At 67.3% G+C, this 17,957-nt stretch carries 15 protein-coding genes; 12 read left to right on the plus strand and 3 right to left on the minus strand.

All coding sequences use genetic code 11. The features are described from left to right. Positions 1–49: 49 nt before the first annotated feature. The 3 genes from QQK83_RS06460 to QQK83_RS06470 form a co-directional block, all read right to left on the minus strand. Complete coding sequence (locus QQK83_RS06460; RefSeq protein ID WP_284262765.1) at positions 50–1,138, minus strand: Tle-like phospholipase domain-containing protein; 1,089 nt, start codon at positions 1,136–1,138, stop codon at positions 50–52. Positions 1,139–1,185: 47 nt separating this feature from the next. Further along, positions 1,186–1,662 (minus strand): hypothetical protein, encoded by a 477-nt coding sequence (locus QQK83_RS06465; protein WP_284262767.1) that lies wholly within the window; start codon positions 1,660–1,662, stop codon positions 1,186–1,188. Positions 1,663–1,747: 85 nt separating this feature from the next. Then, entirely contained in the window at positions 1,748–4,036 is a 2,289-nt protein-coding gene (locus tag QQK83_RS06470; protein WP_284262768.1) for a secretin N-terminal domain-containing protein, read from the minus strand. A 446-nt stretch (positions 4,037–4,482) separates the two neighbouring features. Between QQK83_RS06470 and QQK83_RS06475 the strand changes: the two genes are divergently transcribed. The 12 genes from QQK83_RS06475 to QQK83_RS06530 all read left to right on the plus strand — a co-directional run bounded on the left by QQK83_RS06475 (position 4,483) and on the right by QQK83_RS06530 (position 17,953). Continuing rightward, positions 4,483–7,200 (plus strand): FHA domain-containing protein, encoded by a 2,718-nt coding sequence (locus tag QQK83_RS06475; RefSeq protein ID WP_284262770.1) that lies wholly within the window; start codon positions 4,483–4,485, stop codon positions 7,198–7,200. A gap of 140 nt (positions 7,201–7,340) precedes the next feature. Continuing rightward, positions 7,341–7,958 carry a hypothetical protein gene (locus tag QQK83_RS06480; protein WP_284262772.1) on the plus strand — a complete coding sequence of 206 codons (618 nt, stop codon included), beginning with the start codon at positions 7,341–7,343 and terminating at the stop codon, positions 7,956–7,958. A 6-nt stretch (positions 7,959–7,964) separates the two neighbouring features. Beyond that, positions 7,965–8,342 (plus strand): type III secretion apparatus assembly protein SctX, encoded by a 378-nt coding sequence (gene sctX, locus QQK83_RS06485; protein WP_284262775.1) that lies wholly within the window; start codon positions 7,965–7,967, stop codon positions 8,340–8,342. Positions 8,343–8,432: 90 nt separating this feature from the next. Then, positions 8,433–8,906, plus strand: coding sequence for a hypothetical protein (locus QQK83_RS06490; RefSeq protein WP_284262778.1), 474 nt, complete (start codon positions 8,433–8,435; stop codon positions 8,904–8,906). A gap of 10 nt (positions 8,907–8,916) precedes the next feature. Continuing rightward, entirely contained in the window at positions 8,917–10,896 is a 1,980-nt protein-coding gene (locus QQK83_RS06495) for a protein kinase domain-containing protein (RefSeq protein ID WP_284262780.1), read from the plus strand. Positions 10,897–11,068: 172 nt separating this feature from the next. Continuing rightward, positions 11,069–11,779, plus strand: coding sequence for a hypothetical protein (locus QQK83_RS06500; RefSeq protein WP_284262782.1), 711 nt, complete (start codon positions 11,069–11,071; stop codon positions 11,777–11,779). A 10-nt stretch (positions 11,780–11,789) separates the two neighbouring features. After that, positions 11,790–12,191 carry a hypothetical protein gene (locus QQK83_RS06505; protein WP_284262783.1) on the plus strand — a complete coding sequence of 134 codons (402 nt, stop codon included), beginning with the start codon at positions 11,790–11,792 and terminating at the stop codon, positions 12,189–12,191. Between the two features lie 16 nt (positions 12,192–12,207). Further along, complete coding sequence (locus QQK83_RS06510) at positions 12,208–14,115, plus strand: hypothetical protein (protein ID WP_284262784.1); 1,908 nt, start codon at positions 12,208–12,210, stop codon at positions 14,113–14,115. A gap of 4 nt (positions 14,116–14,119) precedes the next feature. Beyond that, the gene (locus QQK83_RS06515) at positions 14,120–15,640 is read left to right on the plus strand and encodes a hypothetical protein (RefSeq protein ID WP_284262785.1); all 1,521 of its coding nucleotides are present in this window, start codon (positions 14,120–14,122) and stop codon (positions 15,638–15,640) included. Between the two features lie 16 nt (positions 15,641–15,656). After that, complete coding sequence (locus QQK83_RS06520) at positions 15,657–16,121, plus strand: type III secretion system chaperone (protein WP_284262786.1); 465 nt, start codon at positions 15,657–15,659, stop codon at positions 16,119–16,121. Between the two features lie 86 nt (positions 16,122–16,207). Then, positions 16,208–17,455, plus strand: coding sequence for a hypothetical protein (locus QQK83_RS06525; protein ID WP_284262787.1), 1,248 nt, complete (start codon positions 16,208–16,210; stop codon positions 17,453–17,455). A gap of 48 nt (positions 17,456–17,503) precedes the next feature. Further along, entirely contained in the window at positions 17,504–17,953 is a 450-nt protein-coding gene (locus QQK83_RS06530) for a type III secretion system chaperone (RefSeq protein WP_284262788.1), read from the plus strand. Positions 17,954–17,957 lie beyond the last annotated feature (4 nt).

A 17,957-nucleotide genomic window follows, 5' to 3' on the forward strand; every position in this document is an offset into this window, starting at 1 on the left:
GCCGCCCGGCCGGGCGTGCTGTCCGATACCCGCGGTGCGGGCGGGGTGGTCAGGCGGCGAATTCCGCTTCGACGTGCTTGAGGAACTGGTCGTGCAGATCCAGCATGTTGCCGTCGAGCGGTGACTGGAAATGGATGCCGGTTCCCAGCCCGTCGATGAACGGCACAGTGCCGCGCAGGGCCGAGACCGGATCGCCATAGGGCGAGATCGAGGTGACCAACTCGGGCGCGCGCGCCACGTTGTCGGGCGGCAGCCGGTCGATCAGCCCCTTTTGCAGATGCGAGGGGCAGAAGGCCGTGCAGGTGAGCGGCTGCGCCTGCGACAGGGCCGCGAACATCGCTTCGCCGCCGCCCTTGGAATGGCCGATGGTGCGGAGCTGCGTGCCCTCGGGCAGGCCGGCCTGCGGCAGCATGGCCAGGATGCCCTGCGTGAACTGCGCGGCCTGCTTGTAGCTTGTCGGCACCACGCCCAACCCCGCCAACAGGTTGGCGCCCCATTGCTTGACGGTCGACAAGAAATTGTTGCCGGGCTTCGACCGGGCGAAGAGGTCGTCGCCCGTCGCCTTGCCCGAAGTCGTGCCGCCGAAGGAGAGCACCACCTCGTTGGCCTCCGCATTGTGCAGGACGCTGACGGTCAGCCCGCTTTTCGCATCGACGAAGGTTCCGAATTCGGCGCCATAGGCGCGGGTGTCACCCTCGGCCGGGCCGTGCAGCCCCATCTGTGCCGCGACATCGGACATCACCGTCTTGAGCCCCTGATGGGCAGCCCCGGTCGTCCAGCCCTCGGGCAGTGCGCCTGCGTCGCGGGTGTAGGCGAAGTTCGACAGCCGCGCGTCGCTCAGGATCGCCGCGCGCGCGGCGGGGTCCTGCGGCGGCGGCTCCTTGCGGTAGGGACCACCGGCTTGCGGTGTTGCGGGCTGCAGGGCCTGCAAGGCGCCGGCCCCGCCCCGCGCCGCCCCCAGCACCATCTGCGGCACCCGGCCATCGGCGGGCAGCGCGCGTGGCTCCGGCGATTGCCATGTCCCGGCAAGGTGCGAGGGACCGGGCGGGGCCTCGGCCGTGCGGGGCGCGCCCTGTGCCGTTTCCGCAGCGATGCGATGCTGCCCGATCATCGGGGCTGAAGGGATCGTCGTGCTCATGTCGGTGGTCCTTTCCCCTGCTTTCCGTCCTGTCCGTTCCGACCCGCTCAGATCCGCAGGACCCAGTCCTCGCCATGTCCTGCCGGGCCCGGACCCGGAGCCGAGGCCGGCATCTCTTCGGGTTCGACCGTTGCGATGTGCAGCGCGAGGCCCTGGGCGAGGCCGCAAAGCGCCTCGATGCGTTGCAGGAAGGTGATGACGTTGATCGAGAGGGGCAGCGTTTCGAGGGCGAGGAAAACGCCCCGCGCGCTGTCCACCGACAGGACAATGCCGCCAAGCGCCTCGCGGTCGGCGTTGAGCTTGAGAAGCGCGACCGCGCGGGCGGTGTCCAGATCGCGGTTGCCGCTCAGACGCCCGAAGGGGGCGATGGCCGTGCAGGCCTCCGGGCCCGGACCCGCCTCGATGATCATCGCAACCGACTTGTCGCCGCGCGCCAGAACCACCGTGCCGGAGGACGCGTCCAGCCCCTGCCGGATATGTCCCGAAAGCGCCTCGATCAGCCGCCCGAAATCCCTTTGTTCCATCATCCTGATCCGTCTCAACCGTGTCATCCGAGGTGTAGGCGGATCGGCGAAGGGCACCTGTATCGCCCTTCACACCGGGGACGGGTCAGCGCGAGGCGGCGGATTGCAGGCGCAACTGGCGGGTCAGGTCGTTGATCTGCGCGTCCGAGCGCACGACGCGCGGTGTGAGCAGGATCAGAAGCTCGGTGCGCGACTGCGTGTTCGTGGTGCGGTTGAACGCCTGCCCCAGCACGGGGATGCGGCGCAGCACGGGAACCCCGTCCTCGCCCACTTCCGAGCGTTCCTGGATCATGCCGCCCAGAAGCACGGTGTCCCCGGACCGGATGTTGACCTGGCTGCTCAGGCTGCGCTGCGACACGACCGGGTTGCTGCCCGCCACGGTCTGCGAAAGGTTCGCGCTGCTGATCTGCTGGTTGATGGTCAGCGCCACCTCGTTGGCGGGGCTGATGCGCGGCGTGACCTGCAGGGAGACCCCCACGTCCCGTGTCGAGACCTCCTGCGTCACGACGACCTGGCCGTCCTGCGACGAGCTTTGCGAGGCCGTGATGAAGGGGATCTGGTCGCCCACGCTGAGCGTGCCGGTGCTGCCGTTCGCCACCGTCAGGTAGGGCGAGGAGATCACCCGGACATTCGTGACCGACTGCAGCGCGCTCAGCACGAGCTGCATGTTCGTCGAACCCGACCCGGTCGAACTGACCACCGCGGAAAAGCCGCTGCCGCCCCCGTCGCCGGCGGCCTGGGTCGACGAGGACCGGACCGTCAGGCCGTTGGATTGCAGGAACATCTGCACGCCGTATTGCAGCGCGTCGTTGATCGTCACCTCGATGATGGTGGCCTCGATCACGACTTGCGCCTGCGGCACGTCGAGGGCGGTCACCGCCTGCTGGATGCGGCGGTAGTCGGCGAAGCTGGAGCGCACGAGAAGCGAGTTGTTGCGCGTGTCGGCCACGATCGAGACCTCGCCGCTGCGGTCGCCGCCCTGGGGCGCCGCGCGCGCCTGAGCGCCGCCGCCCGACTGGCCGATCTGCACCTGCGGGGGTGGAACCGGCTCGCCGCCGGAAGTGCCGCGCAACGCTCGGATCGTCGCGCTGGCGATGGCCGAGGTGCCGTCACTCGGGGCCGCGGGCGTCTCGGCCGCGCCCGAGGCCCCGAGCCCGGCCTGTCCGAAGACGGCGAGAAGCTGGCCTGCGGTTTCCTCGGCATCGAGATGCGTGAGCTGGATCACGCGGACGTTCACCTCGTCACGGATGTCGGCGTCGAGCGTGCGGATCATGTTGCGCGCCGAGGTGATCGAGGCCTGCGAGCGCGCCACGACCAGCACCGATTGCCGCTGCTCGATCGGCAGGAACAGGAGGTCACCGAGATTGCGCGCCTGGTAGAGTTCCGACATCTGCGCCGCCACCACCGTGGGGGCGGCATGGCGCAGTGGAACGATGGCCAGTTCCTGCGGCCCGCGGCCCTCACCGGCAAGCGAGCGGACCAGCTCTTCGATCGAGTCGAACTGCGAGGGATCGCCACGCACGATGATCCGGTTGCCGTTCCCGCCGAGGGCGAGCGTGTTGCTCGTGGGCATCAGCACGCTTGCCACCTCGAGAAGGTTCTCGGGCGCCGGGCCGGACAGGTCGAAGGTGTGGATCGCGCCGCCCGTGTCGGATTGCCGGCTCAACCCGGTCAGCTGGGTCAGCTCATCGGCGGTCCCGACATGGTAGACCGAGTTGAAGAACTGCACGAGATAGCCGTTCCGCGCGAGGATGTCGCTGAAGATCTGCAGCGCCTCGGGCCGGGAAAAGCTGTTCTCGGACCGGAAGGTGACCGAGCCGACCAGCGTGTCGCTGGCCACGTAGTTCACCGACAGAAGGTTGCCGAGGACCTTTTCCACGAAGCTGCGCATCGGTTCGTCGGTGAAGTTCATCGACACCGACGGCCCGGCATCGCTGATGTTCTGCCATTCCCCGCCGATGATGCGCTGGCGGCGCACGGGTTCGAACACCAGGTCTTCCGAGGCGATCTCGAAGTCGAAATCCGAAATGGTGCCCTGGTTGCCCCGCGTGTTGAGCGCCTCGGCCCGGACGCCGCCATGAAGCTCCGGTCCGTTCGGCGCGTTCAGCCGCGGGCCCAACTGGCCCGAGAAGGTGGTGGCGCGCAGGTTCTCGGCGGAAAAGAATGCGCGCAGCGCGGATGTCTCGCCCTGGGGCACGATGACCTCGGGGCCACCGTCGCGCGGTTGCACCGCGACAAGGTTCGGGCCGGCCGTCCGGTCGGTCGCCCCGGTCGTGTCGCAGGCCGACAGGCCGATCACCGACGCCGTCACGATCAGGGCCGCACGTGCCCAGCCCAGGGACCGTATCGCGCTGCAAACCACCTGCGCCACCATTACCACCGCTCCAACCCGGCCTGACGGCTTCTGAATGAACCCGCGGTCAGGCATTGTTATTCTGACGTCGAAAAATAGGCGCTGTCCGTGAATTTTGTAAACTGCGCCGCGCGGCCGTCGCGCCGCTGCCGCGCCCTGTCACGTCTCGGGCAATGGCCTCGAATCGAATTCGGAGGGCCTCAAAGAACATGAAAAACAAAAGGGAATTCATCCATGCATTGCCCAAGGATGCTGCTTGCGGCCCGATCGCAGCCATCAGCGGGAGTGACATTTGTCACGAATGCCGGGCCAGCGAATTGGCAGCACGGGGCAAGCCGCTGTAATCTGGCAGCGCGTTCACGCTCTCCGGCACCGTGTCGTGCCGTGGGAACAAGCATTTGTTTGCGCTCGGACAGCGGGGATACCCTGCACGCTGCCGCGCCGGGTTCTGGTGGTGCGATTGCCGAATGTCTGACACGACGCCTTCCACATCTTCCCCTCGGTCTGACGCAGCCCCCCCGACATCGGGGAGCGGCACGGTCACGCTGAAGGTTCTGACCGGGTCGCAGGTGGGGGTCGAGGTCAACCTGCCCGATGGCCAGTTCACCTTCGGCTCCGACGAGGCCGCCGATGTCCGGTTCCTCGATGTGACCATGGCCCCCCTGCACGGCCAGATCCGCATCGGGGGCGGCAAGATCCAGCTGCAGGCGACGGGCGGAGCGATCATCACGGGTTCGGGTCTTGCCATCGAACCGGGCGGCGACAGCTGGCACGAGATCGCGCAGCTCGACCGCGTCCGCGCCGGGACAACCCAGTTTGCCCTCGGAGACCGTGCCGCGCGCTGGGCCGATGTGCTTGACCCCGCCGACACGTCCGGCAGCACCGCGCCGCGCCGCGCCACGAGGTCGGACGGCGGCCCAGGCAGGGGCCTCATGGTGCCGGCCTTGGGCGTGCTGGCGCTGCTGGCCGTCGCCGGGCTGGTCTGGCAGGGCAGCGGCGCGGCCGGGCCGACCGTCGCGGGTGCCGAGAGCGCGTCGACCGAGGCCGCCTTGCAGGCCGCCATCGACGGCTTTCCGTTTGGCCCTGTCCTGAGTCTCGAGATCGAGGCCGACGGGCGCAGCATCGTCTCTGGCTACGTCGAGACCGCCGCGGAACGCCGCGCGGTCGAAGCGGCGGTCGCCGAGATCGATCCGAACGCCCGCAGGCGGATCTGGGTGCGCGAGGCGATGCGGACGGATATCGACGGGATGATCGACTCGCAGGGGCTCGAGGTCACCTCGACCGTCGCACCGGACGGAGTCGTCCGTCTGGAGGGGCGCGTGCTCGATCCTGCGCGGGCCGAAACGCTGGTCTCCATGATCGGCAACGAGGTTTTCGGCGTCGCTTCCATCGACAACCGCATCGAGACGGCCGAGCACATCCTCGCCGCCGTCGATACCCTGCTGGGACAGGCGGGGCTGGGCGATGTGGTCATCGCGCGCCTTGACGGGCTGTTGATCGAAACCACCGGGGTGATCCCCAATGCCCGCGCGGAACGGTGGATCGGCTTCGTGCAGACCTACGCAAACCGTTACGCCGACATCCTGCCGCTGCGGTCTTTCGTGACGCTTGAATCCGCACCGGCCGGTGCCGCGGCCGAACCGCTGGTCGTGGGCGGTGCGGGCGAGCTGGACGGGCTCGGGGGGCGGCGGATTCCGACGGAACGCCTCGGCCCGGACCAGGACCTTCGCCTTGACGAGGTCTTCGGCAGCCTTCCCTCGGAAGGGGAGTCGCCGGGCGCGGGCGAGGCACCCGACACCGCCACGGCCGCAACAGCTGCGGGCGCTGCCGCGGGCGCTGGCGGGGGCACTGATGGGGGCGCTGGCGGGGGCACTGACGGGGGGAACACCCGGACCCCGTCGTCGCCCGTCGCCACGGCGATGGTCCTGGATTTCGCCGCCCGCAACCCTGACCTGGTGGACACGATCATCCGCGAGGTGACGGGCGGCCGTTTCGACGGGCTGGACGAGTTGCGCGCGGTTCCTGCCCCCGGGACGGTTCCGGCCTCGGCCGAAGGCCCCGGCTTGCCGCCGCTGCCGGCGGGGGGGCGCATCGGACCTGCCCCGGCACAGGCGGCGGTCGCTGCCGGGTTTGTCAGCCCCACCGCGACGGGGGCAGAGGCGACGGGGCCAGAGGCGACGGGGCCAGAAGCGACGGGGCCAGAAGCGACGGGGGCAGAAGCGACGGGGGCGGATGGCGACGCGGTGCTTGCCGGGTCGGTCCAATCGGCTGTCGCGCCGGTCGGACGCCTCGATCCCTTGACCGACAGCGCGGACAGCTCGACCCTTCGGCAGGCCCAGGCCGACGGCGCGCCGCCGGTTCCCGGTGCGGCGCCGCGCATCCCGGATGCCGCGCTGCCCGAAGTCGGCAGTGCCCCTGCCATGACGGAGGGGTTCACCCGGTTCCCGACCCTGCGTTCGGCCGATCTGGGTATCCTCGGGGCCACGGCGGCGCTGTTGCGCCAGGACAGTGCGGCGGACCAGTCAGTGCCCGCCGGACCCGAGGCCGCACCTTCGCTCGCCAGGGTGGCGCCTGACCTCCTGCGGTTGGTGCGCGAACAGCAGTCCGCGCTCGAACTGGGCGGGTCGTTGTTGCCGCCACCGCCGCCGCGCCCGGCACCGCTTGCGGCGCTGCCGACCGATCCGGGGGGCGCAGGCCGCGCGGGATGCTGGCGCGGAGCCCATTTCGACTCGGCCGATATTCCGGCCGCGCTGTTGTGGCTCGACATGCTGAGTCTCGGCGAGACGGGAGAGCTGGGTCAGCTCGGCCTCGACACGCAGTTGCAGGTTTTCGACGCCGCGCTGTCGCCGGTGCGCCTTCTGCGCTGCATGGGGGCCGACGATGTCGATTACACGCAACAGTTGATCGAGGCCTCCGCCTTCCTCAACGAGATCTGGCGCAACGAGTCGTTCCTCGACTACGTGTTCCGCGATGTGCCGCGGGCAGAGCTCGATATCTCGGGCATCGACCTGTCCGGTGAACGCCGCATCGCGCTGGGTGATCTTCGGGTGCTGCGCGAAGGGGGCGCGCCCGATGCGGCCAGCCGCGTGGTTGTCATCGGTGAGCTGGGCGCATTGTTGCGGGTGCGCGACGGCTACAGGCTGGCGCTCTATCCGGCGGATCTCGACTGGCGGGTCGAGGAATGACCCCCGGACATGGCGCGCTGCACCCCTCGGGACGATCACGCCGCCGTGATACCTCGTTGGCGTGTGTGACAAACGATAAACCGTGGACTGGAGATCGGTGAAATGATGCGACATGACGCCCACACACCAGGAAGGCGCGATTGACCTTGCTGCAGACAGTTCTCCTGAATGCGATGGATCCGTTCCCCCCGGCCGAGCAGGGATCGGCAGCGAGGTTGCCCCTGACGGTCGAGTTGCATCCCGAGGATGCCGCGGCCGATCCGGTGCAGTCGAAACGCATCGTGTTCTCCTGCGGCGATGTCCGTCTCGAGTTGTCGGCGCTGCTTCAGTTACTGCGCACCGCGCCTCCCCTGCCCGAGGTCGATGTGGATCACGCCGCGGCTGCGGCCCTCGGACAGTCTGGACAGTGCGATCAGGCGGCCGTGTCGTTTCTCCGGCTCGCCGTGCGCGGCGACGCGCCGGTTGCCGCCCTCTACGGCTTGGCGACACAGCTTTTCCAGGCCGGCCATGCCAAGCAGGCCCGGCAGATCGCGCAATTCCTCGCGGCCGTCTGGACGGACGATCCGCGGCCCCTGGCGATGCTCGGCACGATCCAGGGCGAGCTGAGCGCCGTCCGGGATGCGCGCAATTCCCTTGCGATGGCGGCGCATATCTCCCGGCGCAATCCGGGCTTTCGCGGCGTCCTGCGCTATGCGCAGCGCGAGCTGCTGAAACTGCAGTTCCATGACACGGCCGACCCCCAGGTCCGCAAGGTCTGACGGGGCATGTCCGGTCTCGGTCGACTGCCCCACCTCGGGATCGGTGTCAGCGGCTACGACCGCGTCAGCCCCTTGGCCGAAGACCACCTGCCGGCCGTCGGCACATCGACCCGGCCCATCTTCCTGCCCGGTTCCGAGGCGCTGGACGATGTGCTGCGACCTCCCAGCCTCGAAGAGCGGCTGGCCCTCGACGTCGTGCCCGCCTCGCTCGATCTGGGTCTGACGGAGCCCGCCACAATGACCGAAACCCGCCTGTCGCTGGCCGCGGCCTTCCGCGACGCGGGGCTTGGCGGGGTGACGGATGACGTGGCCCGGATGCTCGAGCACGAAGCCGAGCTTGATGAGGAAATCCGCACCGCCATGGCACTGGTGCTGCGCGGCTGACGCGGCGCCGGGGCCACGCGGCCCTGTGTCGAAAGGCACTCCGCCCCGCCTTTGGAGATGCGACGGTCCCTGCAACAGAAGGAGACACGCATGACCACGTTCGAACCCGAGATCGACCAGTATATCTCCGAGGCGTTGACCGCCTACGGGCAAACCCATGACGAGGTGGACAGCGTCCGCCAGGTCGCTGGCACCAAGTGGATCGTCGCCTATGCCGACGGCACATCGGTGCGGCTGCGCGCCGAGTCGCTCAGCCTCAGGCTGGTGTTCGAGCTGTTCCTCGATCTGCCCGCAGCGCAGATCACGCCCGAACTCATGGCGGGAATGCTGGTGTCGAACCTGATCCCCGAGCGCGCCGTGCCGGTGCATGTCGGGCTGGTCGGGGCCGAGGGGCCGATGGCGGTGACCACCGACATCCCCCTGCAGATGGTGACGGCCGAGCGGATGCTCATGGCCTTCGAGGCGCTCCGGCAGGTCGGCGATGCCTGGCGCACGCTGGCCGAGATCGGCCCGGACCCGTCCGCTGCAGAAACCCGCCCCGAAGACACCATGATCCGCCTGTGAGGACACCGCCATGCCCACCCCCTCGATCACCGTCACCAGCAACACCTCGATCCAGGACCTCAAGGCCTTCGCCGATGCGGCCACCGGCAAGGAGCGCCTGAAGGCGCGCGAGAATGACGACGGTTCCGTCACGCTCTACCAGGCGAAGCATTCCAAACCCTCGGTCTGGTCCAAGATCATGGGCGACGACAAGCGCAGCGATGCGGCGGTGAAAGAGGCGCTCTCGCTCTTCAAGTCTCAGTTCCGGGAGACCGATCCGGGCGGCAAGGCGCTGGATGGCCTGGCCGAGATGCTCATCCATGCGCCCGCGACGCCAACGGCCTCGCACTTGCGTCTGGTCATGGATATCGCGGCGGAGCTGGGCGATCATCTGCCCCTGCAGGACGCGACGCAGCGCAATGACGTTCCGGCGCTGGAAAAGCTTCTTCTCGCACCCCGGACCGAGGTGCGCCTCGCGGCTCAGGAGATCGCGGCGCAGATGGCGCAGGGCCAATCCCCCGGCGAGATGGGCGCGCTTGCGGATCGTCTTGCCGCGGGCCTGCACGAGGGCATGACCCATCCGGTCGTCGCACGGGAATACCCCGATGCGATCTATTCTGACGGTGCGGCGTTGATCGGGCAGATGCGCGACCTGGTGCTGTCGCAGGTTGGCGGCGAGCTGTCGGAGGGGGATGATCAGGCCCTGACCGCGCTTCTGAGCACATCCTTTTTCCGGGCCTGCAACACGGCGATCGGCGGGCACCAGGTCTCCGGTGACCTGACCACGATCACCCTGGGCGACACGATCTATGACCGGGGTCCGAAAATCGGGACCGGCGGCTTTGCCGATGTCTATCGCTACGACGCCCGCGATGGCAGCGAGCCCGTCGCGGTGAAGATCCCCAAGATGGAATTGGGCAAGGTCACGGAGGGCGCGAACAGGGCCCTCGCGCAGGAAATCCCCGCGCACAAGGTGCTTGCCCAATTGGGTGAGGATGCAATCCTCGGCCTGAAGGGTGCCTTGCGCAGCGATGACGGCACGTTCGTCATGGTCAGCGAGCTTGCCTCTTCGGCCGGAACCGCGATGGAGTTCGCAGCCACGCTCAAGGACATGGTCGGCGCCGAGACACTGACCGAGCAGGAAAGGTTGATCGTTGCCCTGACCCTGGCCGAAGACATGGCCTATGGTCTCGATGCGATTCATGCGGCCGGTCTGGCGCACCTCGATTTCAAGCCGCAAAATGCCTTCATCGGGTTGGATGGGGTGGTGAAGGTGGCCGATTTCGGCACGTCGATCCAGCTTGATGGCCTCAAGATGAGTGCCCTGTCCGATGTCGACAACCCGAAATGGAAAGACGCGCATGTGATGTATCAGGCGCAGGCGGACAAGGACGCGTTTGCCGCCGAACTCGTCCCCGAGGTCGCGGCCGACGTGCTGTCCTTGCGCGTTGCCTTGTACCCGGGGCAATTGTTCCCCGAAGCCCAGACCAAGGTCGCTCTGAAAGAGGGTTTGCCGGACACTGCCAAGACGGCAATCGACAAGCTGTTCTCGCTTGACGGGTCCCTCGCGGCGGCACGGACCGCGCAAAGGGATCTCGACGGTGCCGCTGCCGATGCCTATTCGCTGGGCGTATCCATCCAGAACCTCGTGCGCGGCGATAGCAAGCCGATGGAAGCGGAACCCAAGTTCACCTACCTCATTCAACGGGAGATGGAGGCCTTTGCCCAGCGAGGTGAGGATCGCATCGGCGCGGGGGGTCTCTTCTCCACGCTCGGGGACGCGGGACTGAACGAACTGGTCAACAGGCTGACGGCACCCAACCCGGCTGACCGCCCCGCCAATCTCGTGGACTTCATGCAAGGGATGGATCTGCCGGACAAGGCGCTGATCGGCTCTTCTGCGGCGCGGGCGCTGATCCGGGCGATCTCGTCGGGCGATGCCGAGGCGATCCAGGCCGCCCGTCTTGTCGCGGTCGAGGCCGGGCCTCAGCAGGTGGCCGGCGAAGCCTGACCAGCCGCCCGCGTCGGACCGGCGCGGGCCTGGCCCCCTTTCCGACCCTCGAGGCGGATCTGCCGGATCGCCGCCAACGGGGCGGCCATACCTGTCGGGCTTAGTGATGTTTGGCACAAGGGATGATCGTCCCTGCTTCTAGGCTGATCACACCAATTGCAGGAGAGCACCCATGACCACGGCCATCGGGGCAACACCCACGCTTGCGCCCGCCGCGCTCGATACCGCTTCGACGGCGACACCGGCGGGGCCGGCCTCGCCGTCCTTCGACCTTGGCGCGGTATTCGGCGGATCGGCGCAGGCCATGGGCCTGTCGGCCCCCTCCAACGTGCTGAACCAGGACATGATCTTTGCGCAGGTCACGGCCGAGCTTGACAGCACCACGGGCGAAACCGGCAGCCTGGCGACCGCCGCCGAGCTGTCGCAGAACGCGACATTGCTCGACCGTCTCGGCTCGCTTCTGGGTGGGGCCGACCGGGAGATCGCGGGGCTCGAGCCGGGATCGACCGATTTCCTCGGCTTCCTGTCGCAGATTGCGAACGCGCTCCTGTCGATCTTCGGCCTGCAGTCTCAGACGGCAACGGAGTCGGGCGTGGTGCAGCCGCTCGACAGCGCCCAGAGCACGGCCAATTCCGCCGCGGTCGAGGAAAGCGCCCTTGTCTTCGAGCGCACCGACGAACGCGAGCTGACCGCGCAGGTCGTCAACCCCACCGTGTCCGAGCGGACCTTGCCCGAGGTCTCGCAGCAGGCCGCCGCGGTGGCGCTGGCGCTGGGGATCGTGGCAGATGCCGTCGGGCAGCTGTCGAACGCCGCGGTGCCGCAGAACGCCGGGGTAAACGGCCCCCAGGCCCAGGTCGACGGGAGAGTGCGGCTTGCCGTCTGATCCGGCCCGGATGACACCGGCGCCGGGCCTGCCTGGCGACTGGTCCACGCTGTTGCGGCAGTTGGGCGATCACCTGCGCCTGCTGGTCGAGGCGCCCTTCCTCAAGGGCGACCTCGAGGCCGAGCTGCGGCTGCGCGCGATGCTGGCCGCGCAGGACATGGAAGAGCTGCACGCAGCGACCGACCGGCTGGCCGAGTATGTCAACGACCGGCTGAACGCGCTCGAGCGGCTTCAGGCGCTGGCCGAGGGCCGGGAGCCCCCCGCCCCCCGCGAGCGTTTCGCCACGGGCGACGGCGCGGCCGCCGTGGCGCGGCGCAGCATCGCCGCAGGCCCCTCGGGCAGCGATTTCGTGCTGGACCAGAGCAGGACCGTGGAGCTTGCCGAACTGGCGCGCGGCCCCTTGCGCCTATGAGAGAGCGGAGCACCTGATGGCCATTCCCCCTCCTTCGTTTACCGGATCGGGCCCGACGCCGGCCCCCGCGCCGCTTGTGGACAATTCCTGGGCGGGTGCAAACGACGGGCGGGGGGTGCTCGAGCCGACGACCGGCGACGCGCAGCAGCTCCCCTCGCAGCACATGCCGGGCTCGGCGGCGGGGGCACGGCCGGCGGCCTACACCACGGCGGCGCAGGCGGTCTATCCCACGCTCACCGGGATCGGCGACGGGCGGCTGCCGGTGACCGAACGCCCCGCGAGCTTTTCCAGCGACGCCCCCGCCGATTTCGCCAGATGGCATTCCGCCTATCAGGTGGAGTGGCTCAAGAACCAGACCACGCCATTTGTGCCGAACACCTATTCGATCAGTGACGACGCCGGAAACCTCATCGCCTTCTATGCGCTGACCGATGATGACAGGCCGGTCAACCTGATGACGATGACCAAGGCCGAGTATGGCAAGCTCTCCGCCGCCGACCGGAGCGTCGCGGCCGGGACGATCGGTGGCTATCTCCAGATCATCGGTCGGCTCGACGCCCTTGGCCTCACGACGGATTTCTCGACGGTCAGCTCGGCCCTGTCCAACCTGCAAACCGCGATCGACGACAGCGGCCTTCCCGAGGCCGACAAGGCGGTGTTCTTCGCGCAGTTCCAGCTCTTGCGCGGGGGCGATCCACGCAGCACGGCGGCGGTGGCCGACGCGGACATGATGGCCAACATCACCGGGGCCATCGCCACGGATGTCTACGCCGAACGCATCGCGGCGGTCAGCGAAAGGCTCGACCGGGCGATCCGGTTTCACGCGACGCCCGACCCGTTTCCCGTCCACACCCAAGCGCGCGTTGTCAAGCAACCGCCGTACTTCATCATCCCGCCGGAGCCCACGACCGAGTTGTTGAGCACGGTCGGCACGGCGTCGCTGATCTACAACGGAAACAGCACCGACGGCGGGGCGACGATCCGGGGCGGATATGCCGAATTCATGCGCGCCGAGCGGGCCATTCTCGCAAGCCAGACGATGCGAGCGGTTCAGGCGGGTCTTCCCTTTTCGGATCCCCGCCTCGATGTCGCCAACCTTATCAATTTCTTCCAGCTGCGCTACGAGGATGAAGCCCGCGCAACCGCGGATGCGGGCACCGAGGAAATTCGGCAGCTCAACAAGTTGCTGCAGGATTACGCCCTGATGCAGCAGATGGTTCAGAAGCAGATCGGCTTCTACGACCCGTCGAAGCAAGATGAAAAACGCCGCTTCATGAATGTCGGCAGCTACACGGACGGTTTCACGCGGGACGGCAATTTCATCGAAACCGAGTTTGCCCAGGTCGACGACGTGCGGGGTGTTCAATACGCGCTCTTCAACACCACGACGGGCAGTGGGATCGTAGGAACCTATTCCTCGGACCTCGTCGCGGTGATGCGTGACCGAAACATGCCGCGCTTTCACTTCTCGCTGATCCTCGAGGGCAGCTCGTCCTTCTCCGACCTGGCCAAAAAAGCGGCGGAGATCGGAGAGGGCGATCGCACACCGGCCTGGACCGGGAATGAACTCGACGACAGGCACGCGGCGGCCCTGTCGATGTTCATGGGCGACAGCCAGATCGACCGTGCCGCCAACAACCGGACGCACCCGCTGGAAACCCTTTACGGGGCCAACAGGCCGCTCATCGATATTCTCGACCGGCGGCTTGGCGTTGGCGAGGACAGCCTCGCGCTCAAGTCCAAGAACGAATGGGACAGTTTCGCCACCCAGCTCAGCGAGACCGTCACCATCCTCAACCAGCAGAACCAGATCCGCCAGAACGAGATCCAGAACGCCGAGAAACAGGCGAACCGCCATTTCGAGTTGGGCAACAACGCCCTGCGCAAGATGAACGACATCCTGATGTCCATCGGCCGGATCTGAGGCGATGACGACGGTCGGCCCCCATTGGGCGACGCAGAACCGGGACCCGGCCCAGCCGGTGATCCAGCCCACGCCCGGCGATGCGCTGGAGAGGCCCTATGCCGCGCTCTCTGTCTCGGCCACGGACCAGCTCGACTGGGCGCGCGTCTCGGCCGATGCCCGGACGATCTTTCCCGTCTTCGACGGGCGCGTGAACCTGATGCCGGGCCGTCCGGCGGATTTCGAAAACCCGAGTGCCGCCTCCTTCATGAACTGGCACGCGGCGCATCAGCTGGAATACCTGAACACACACGGCAGCCTGCGGACCCTGAGCGACGACATCGGCGATCTGTCCGCGCGGGTGGCCACCGTTCCGGGCCCCCCCGACCTGACGGTCTTTCTGACTCAGGACGGGCGGCAGGCGATCACGCTCGCCACCCTGCGGCCCACCGACATCGCGCTTCTGTCGCTCGAGGATCAAAGGGTGCTCGCCGCCCTGCCGGAGTTCGTCGACACCATCGCCCCGGCGTTCAACCTGCGCCCTGCCGTCGGCGATGCCGGGCCGGAGGCCGTGCGCGACGCGTTGAAGGCGGACATCGCCGAGATCCGCACCCGGATCGAGGCCTCGCCCGCCTTCGTCCCGGATCGGCAGGCGCTGTTCGAGAGCGACCCGGCGGCGCGGCGCGAGCTTTACCATTACTTCTTTCTCGCCCAGCTCGACATTCTCGAGACGCGGCTGGACCGGATGGCGATCTTCGAGCCCGACGCGATCAACGAGCTGCTTGCGGGCCTTGGCGAACGCTATCTGCGGCTCGAGCGCTACCAGTCGATGACGGCGGAAATCCCCGCGTCGGACAGCACGCTTCCGCGCAACGTCAACACCTCCGACGGCGGCACCAGCGTGGCCTCGGCCGCCGAGATCTTTCTCGGGGTCGAGGCGCGGCTCTACGACATCGCCCGCGCGCGGTTCGACCTGGCCGAGACGGGCGAGTTCAACGGTCGCCCCGCCGATGTCCCGCAGATGATCTTCATCCTGCAAAGCCTCGCCACCCGCGCCTCCGAGGCCGAGGCCGAGGGCAAGACCGAAGAGCTCAACCAGAACAACATCCTGCTCAAGGATTACTCCCGGATGCAGGACATCCTGAACCGGACCCTCAAGCTGTTTGCCGACCGTGGGTCCGATGCCGAGGTGTCGGTCGCCGCCTACGGCAGCCTCGCCGAAGTGTCCCCCGAGGACCGTGCAGTGATCTCCATGTTCAACGAGGGCACGATGGATGCGGCGAACACCTTCCACCCCGTCGAAAGCGAACGCTCCGTTCTGCGCCCGCTGCTCGACATGCTGGGGACGCCCATGGCGACCCATCCCAAGGATGTCTGGGACCGCTTCTCGCTCAACCTCGGCGAAGCGACCCAGCAGATCGGCCGCGACAGCCAGATCCGCATGCAGGAGATCGCCCGCATGAACGAGCAGAAGAACCGACATTACGAAATGGGCAGCAATGTCCTGTCACGGACGGCCGAGATCATCCGGTCGATCCTGATCTGAGTGGAGACAGACGAGAATGACCCTGCAAAGCCGCCACGATGTCGTGTCCGTGATCGCTCGGGCAACGGGCCTGACGGACCTGCGCCCGGATGCGCATGACAATTTCGAGATCGTCATCGGCGGACGCCTCTCCTGTTTCTTCCATTGCACCGACAGCGACACCCTGGGGCTCGACATGTCGATCCGGGCGGCACGGCTGGACGGGCAGACCGACCCGGACGTTCTGGCCGAGATGCTCAAGGTCAACACCGGCTCCACCAATGGCTGCTTCGCGCTGGAGCCCGGCACCGGCCGCGCCTTCTGGCGCCAGCGCCTGCAGGTCGCCGAACATTCCCCGGCCTCGCTCATAGCGGCGATCAAGGATTTCCTGCGAGGTGGCGTCGACCTCGACGCGACGAGTGACGGGGTTCTGGCCAGGGCGGTGCAGCTGCGCGCGGCGCGCGAGCGGGCCGTATCGAATGACACCACGATCCGGCTCTGACCGGACGATCCATTGTCAAACGGCACAGATGTGCCGTGCCGCCAAGGATAGATCACCCGAAGCGGCAGGTGAAAGGAACAGATGCCATGGGCAGCGGAGGAATCGGAGGGGTCCCGGGCGGGGTCGGTCATGTCGGCCTCGGGCAGGATGTCCAAACGACAGATACGGCGGGCCAGACGCCCGAGGCGCAAACCGCCTGGCTTCGCGCGACCATCGACGGCATCGGCGAGAGTGGCAGGGGCCCGGACATCCGCCCCGACATCCGGGCGGGAACCGCTCAGGATGCGCCCCGCCTCGACCAGGCGCGCGGCAAGAGCGGTATCGAGAAGTTCTTCTCGAGCGTGGGCAACGGCATCAAGTCCGTCTTCACGAAGGTCGCCGACAAGATCGCCGACCTGTTCAAGCCGCAACCTGCCTACAATCTCAATCTCGGGAACACGCCCCCGGCCCAGCTGACGCGAGAGACCTTCGTTCCCCTGTCCGAGTTCGCGCCCCTGTCCGAGGCCACCGGACCCGTGATCGGGGCGGCTCGAGAGGGCACGCCGAAATCCGTCACTGCCCTGACCGAACTTCAGACGCAGATCGATGCCATGATGAGGTCGGTGGACGGAGAATCCGATCCGGCACAGAGGGAGCTGGTGTTCGGCACCTTGTTTCGGGGTGCACAGGATGGCGTGAAAGCCAACAAGGAATTCGTAAGATCGCATCTCGATTTCGTGTCGATTGGCCAGGATGTCATCTCGTCCAGCTCCGATCAGATCATCGGCGCGGCGAAGAAATACGAAGCCTTTCTCGAAGCCGCGGGCGAATACATGGGGGCGTCAATCTACAATGAGCTGATGCCGCAAGGCACGCCAGAGGCCGATGCAAGGGCCGAGGAGGCGAGACATGCGGTCGTGGTCGCGGTCTTCGAAACCGCGGACCGCATGCTGGACGAGATCTTCGCCACGGATGGTTGGGTTGCCGACCAGTCTGACGACCTCAAGGCCTTCACCAGCGCAAAGATGGACGTGATCGGGTCATCGGATGCAAGGCACGAAGAGAAAGCCGGCATGGCGCGCAGCCTGTTGGCCAACGACTTCCTGTTGCGCGGTGTGGTCGCCGAGATATTCACGTCCAATCAAGCCATGGACGCCCCCGCGGGCTACATCGTCAAGGAAGCCACGAGGTTCATGCAGGCGCTGGTGAACGGCGTCTCCACGGACAAAAGCACCAAGCACTACGAGCCCGCGAAAGAGTTGTTCGACACCCTGCGCGACAAGCACCAGGGCGAACCGATGGATTCCTTCTTTGAGGCGCTCGGCATGCCGGCGGAGTATCGCAAAGATGCTTGACCCGATCCGCACCCCCGCCACCCCGACCCGTGACCGGAGGATCGCCGCATGATCACCGATGATGCAATGAAGATCCTCGCCACCGCCTTCGACCTGCAACGGGCGGGAATGGATGCCGAAGGTCGCCTCGAACAGGATTTCGGCCGCGACGAGATCTTTTTCGTCGCCACCGAGTTCGGCCCGCGCCAGGTCCGGCTTGCGGTCCCGCTCTCCGGCCTGTCTCTCGATGCGCATGGCCTGCAAAGGCTGCTCGAGGGCAACTGCCTCGGCCATGAAAGCGGCTCGGCGCAACTGGCCTGGAGCCCGATCGGCGACGGCGCGGCCCTTGTCGATGTCATCGACCTGACGGCGCTCGATGTCGACCTGTTCCAGGAACGGGTGACCGATTTCCTGATCTACGCCCATTACTGGCAGATCGAGGGGCCCGCGCTGACCGGGGGGGACGCGGTGCAGCCGATGCCGTCCGACGCGTCGGAAATGACGACCTTCCGGGTCTGACGGT

Origin of the sequence: Roseicyclus amphidinii (genome assembly GCF_030163755.1) — a bacterium.
Classification (GTDB): Bacteria; Pseudomonadota; Alphaproteobacteria; order Rhodobacterales; family Rhodobacteraceae; genus Roseicyclus; species Roseicyclus amphidinii.

Coding starts and splice junctions, on each gene's coding strand:
- QQK83_RS06490 (WP_284262778.1), top strand. CDS start 8,433: ATGACCACGTTCGAACCCGAGATCGACCAGTATATCTCCGAGGCGTTG.
- QQK83_RS06495 (WP_284262780.1), top strand. CDS start 8,917: ATGCCCACCCCCTCGATCACCGTCACCAGCAACACCTCGATCCAGGAC.
- QQK83_RS06530 (WP_284262788.1), top strand. CDS start 17,504: ATGATCACCGATGATGCAATGAAGATCCTCGCCACCGCCTTCGACCTG.
- QQK83_RS06470 (WP_284262768.1), bottom strand. CDS start 4,036: ATGGTGGCGCAGGTGGTTTGCAGCGCGATACGGTCCCTGGGCTGGGCA.
- QQK83_RS06475 (WP_284262770.1), top strand. CDS start 4,483: ATGTCTGACACGACGCCTTCCACATCTTCCCCTCGGTCTGACGCAGCC.
- QQK83_RS06525 (WP_284262787.1), top strand. CDS start 16,208: ATGGGCAGCGGAGGAATCGGAGGGGTCCCGGGCGGGGTCGGTCATGTC.
- sctX (WP_284262775.1), top strand. CDS start 7,965: ATGTCCGGTCTCGGTCGACTGCCCCACCTCGGGATCGGTGTCAGCGGC.
- QQK83_RS06520 (WP_284262786.1), top strand. CDS start 15,657: ATGACCCTGCAAAGCCGCCACGATGTCGTGTCCGTGATCGCTCGGGCA.
- QQK83_RS06465 (WP_284262767.1), bottom strand. CDS start 1,662: ATGGAACAAAGGGATTTCGGGCGGCTGATCGAGGCGCTTTCGGGACAT.
- QQK83_RS06510 (WP_284262784.1), top strand. CDS start 12,208: ATGGCCATTCCCCCTCCTTCGTTTACCGGATCGGGCCCGACGCCGGCC.
- QQK83_RS06505 (WP_284262783.1), top strand. CDS start 11,790: ATGACACCGGCGCCGGGCCTGCCTGGCGACTGGTCCACGCTGTTGCGG.
- QQK83_RS06460 (WP_284262765.1), bottom strand. CDS start 1,138: ATGAGCACGACGATCCCTTCAGCCCCGATGATCGGGCAGCATCGCATC.
- QQK83_RS06515 (WP_284262785.1), top strand. CDS start 14,120: ATGACGACGGTCGGCCCCCATTGGGCGACGCAGAACCGGGACCCGGCC.
- QQK83_RS06500 (WP_284262782.1), top strand. CDS start 11,069: ATGACCACGGCCATCGGGGCAACACCCACGCTTGCGCCCGCCGCGCTC.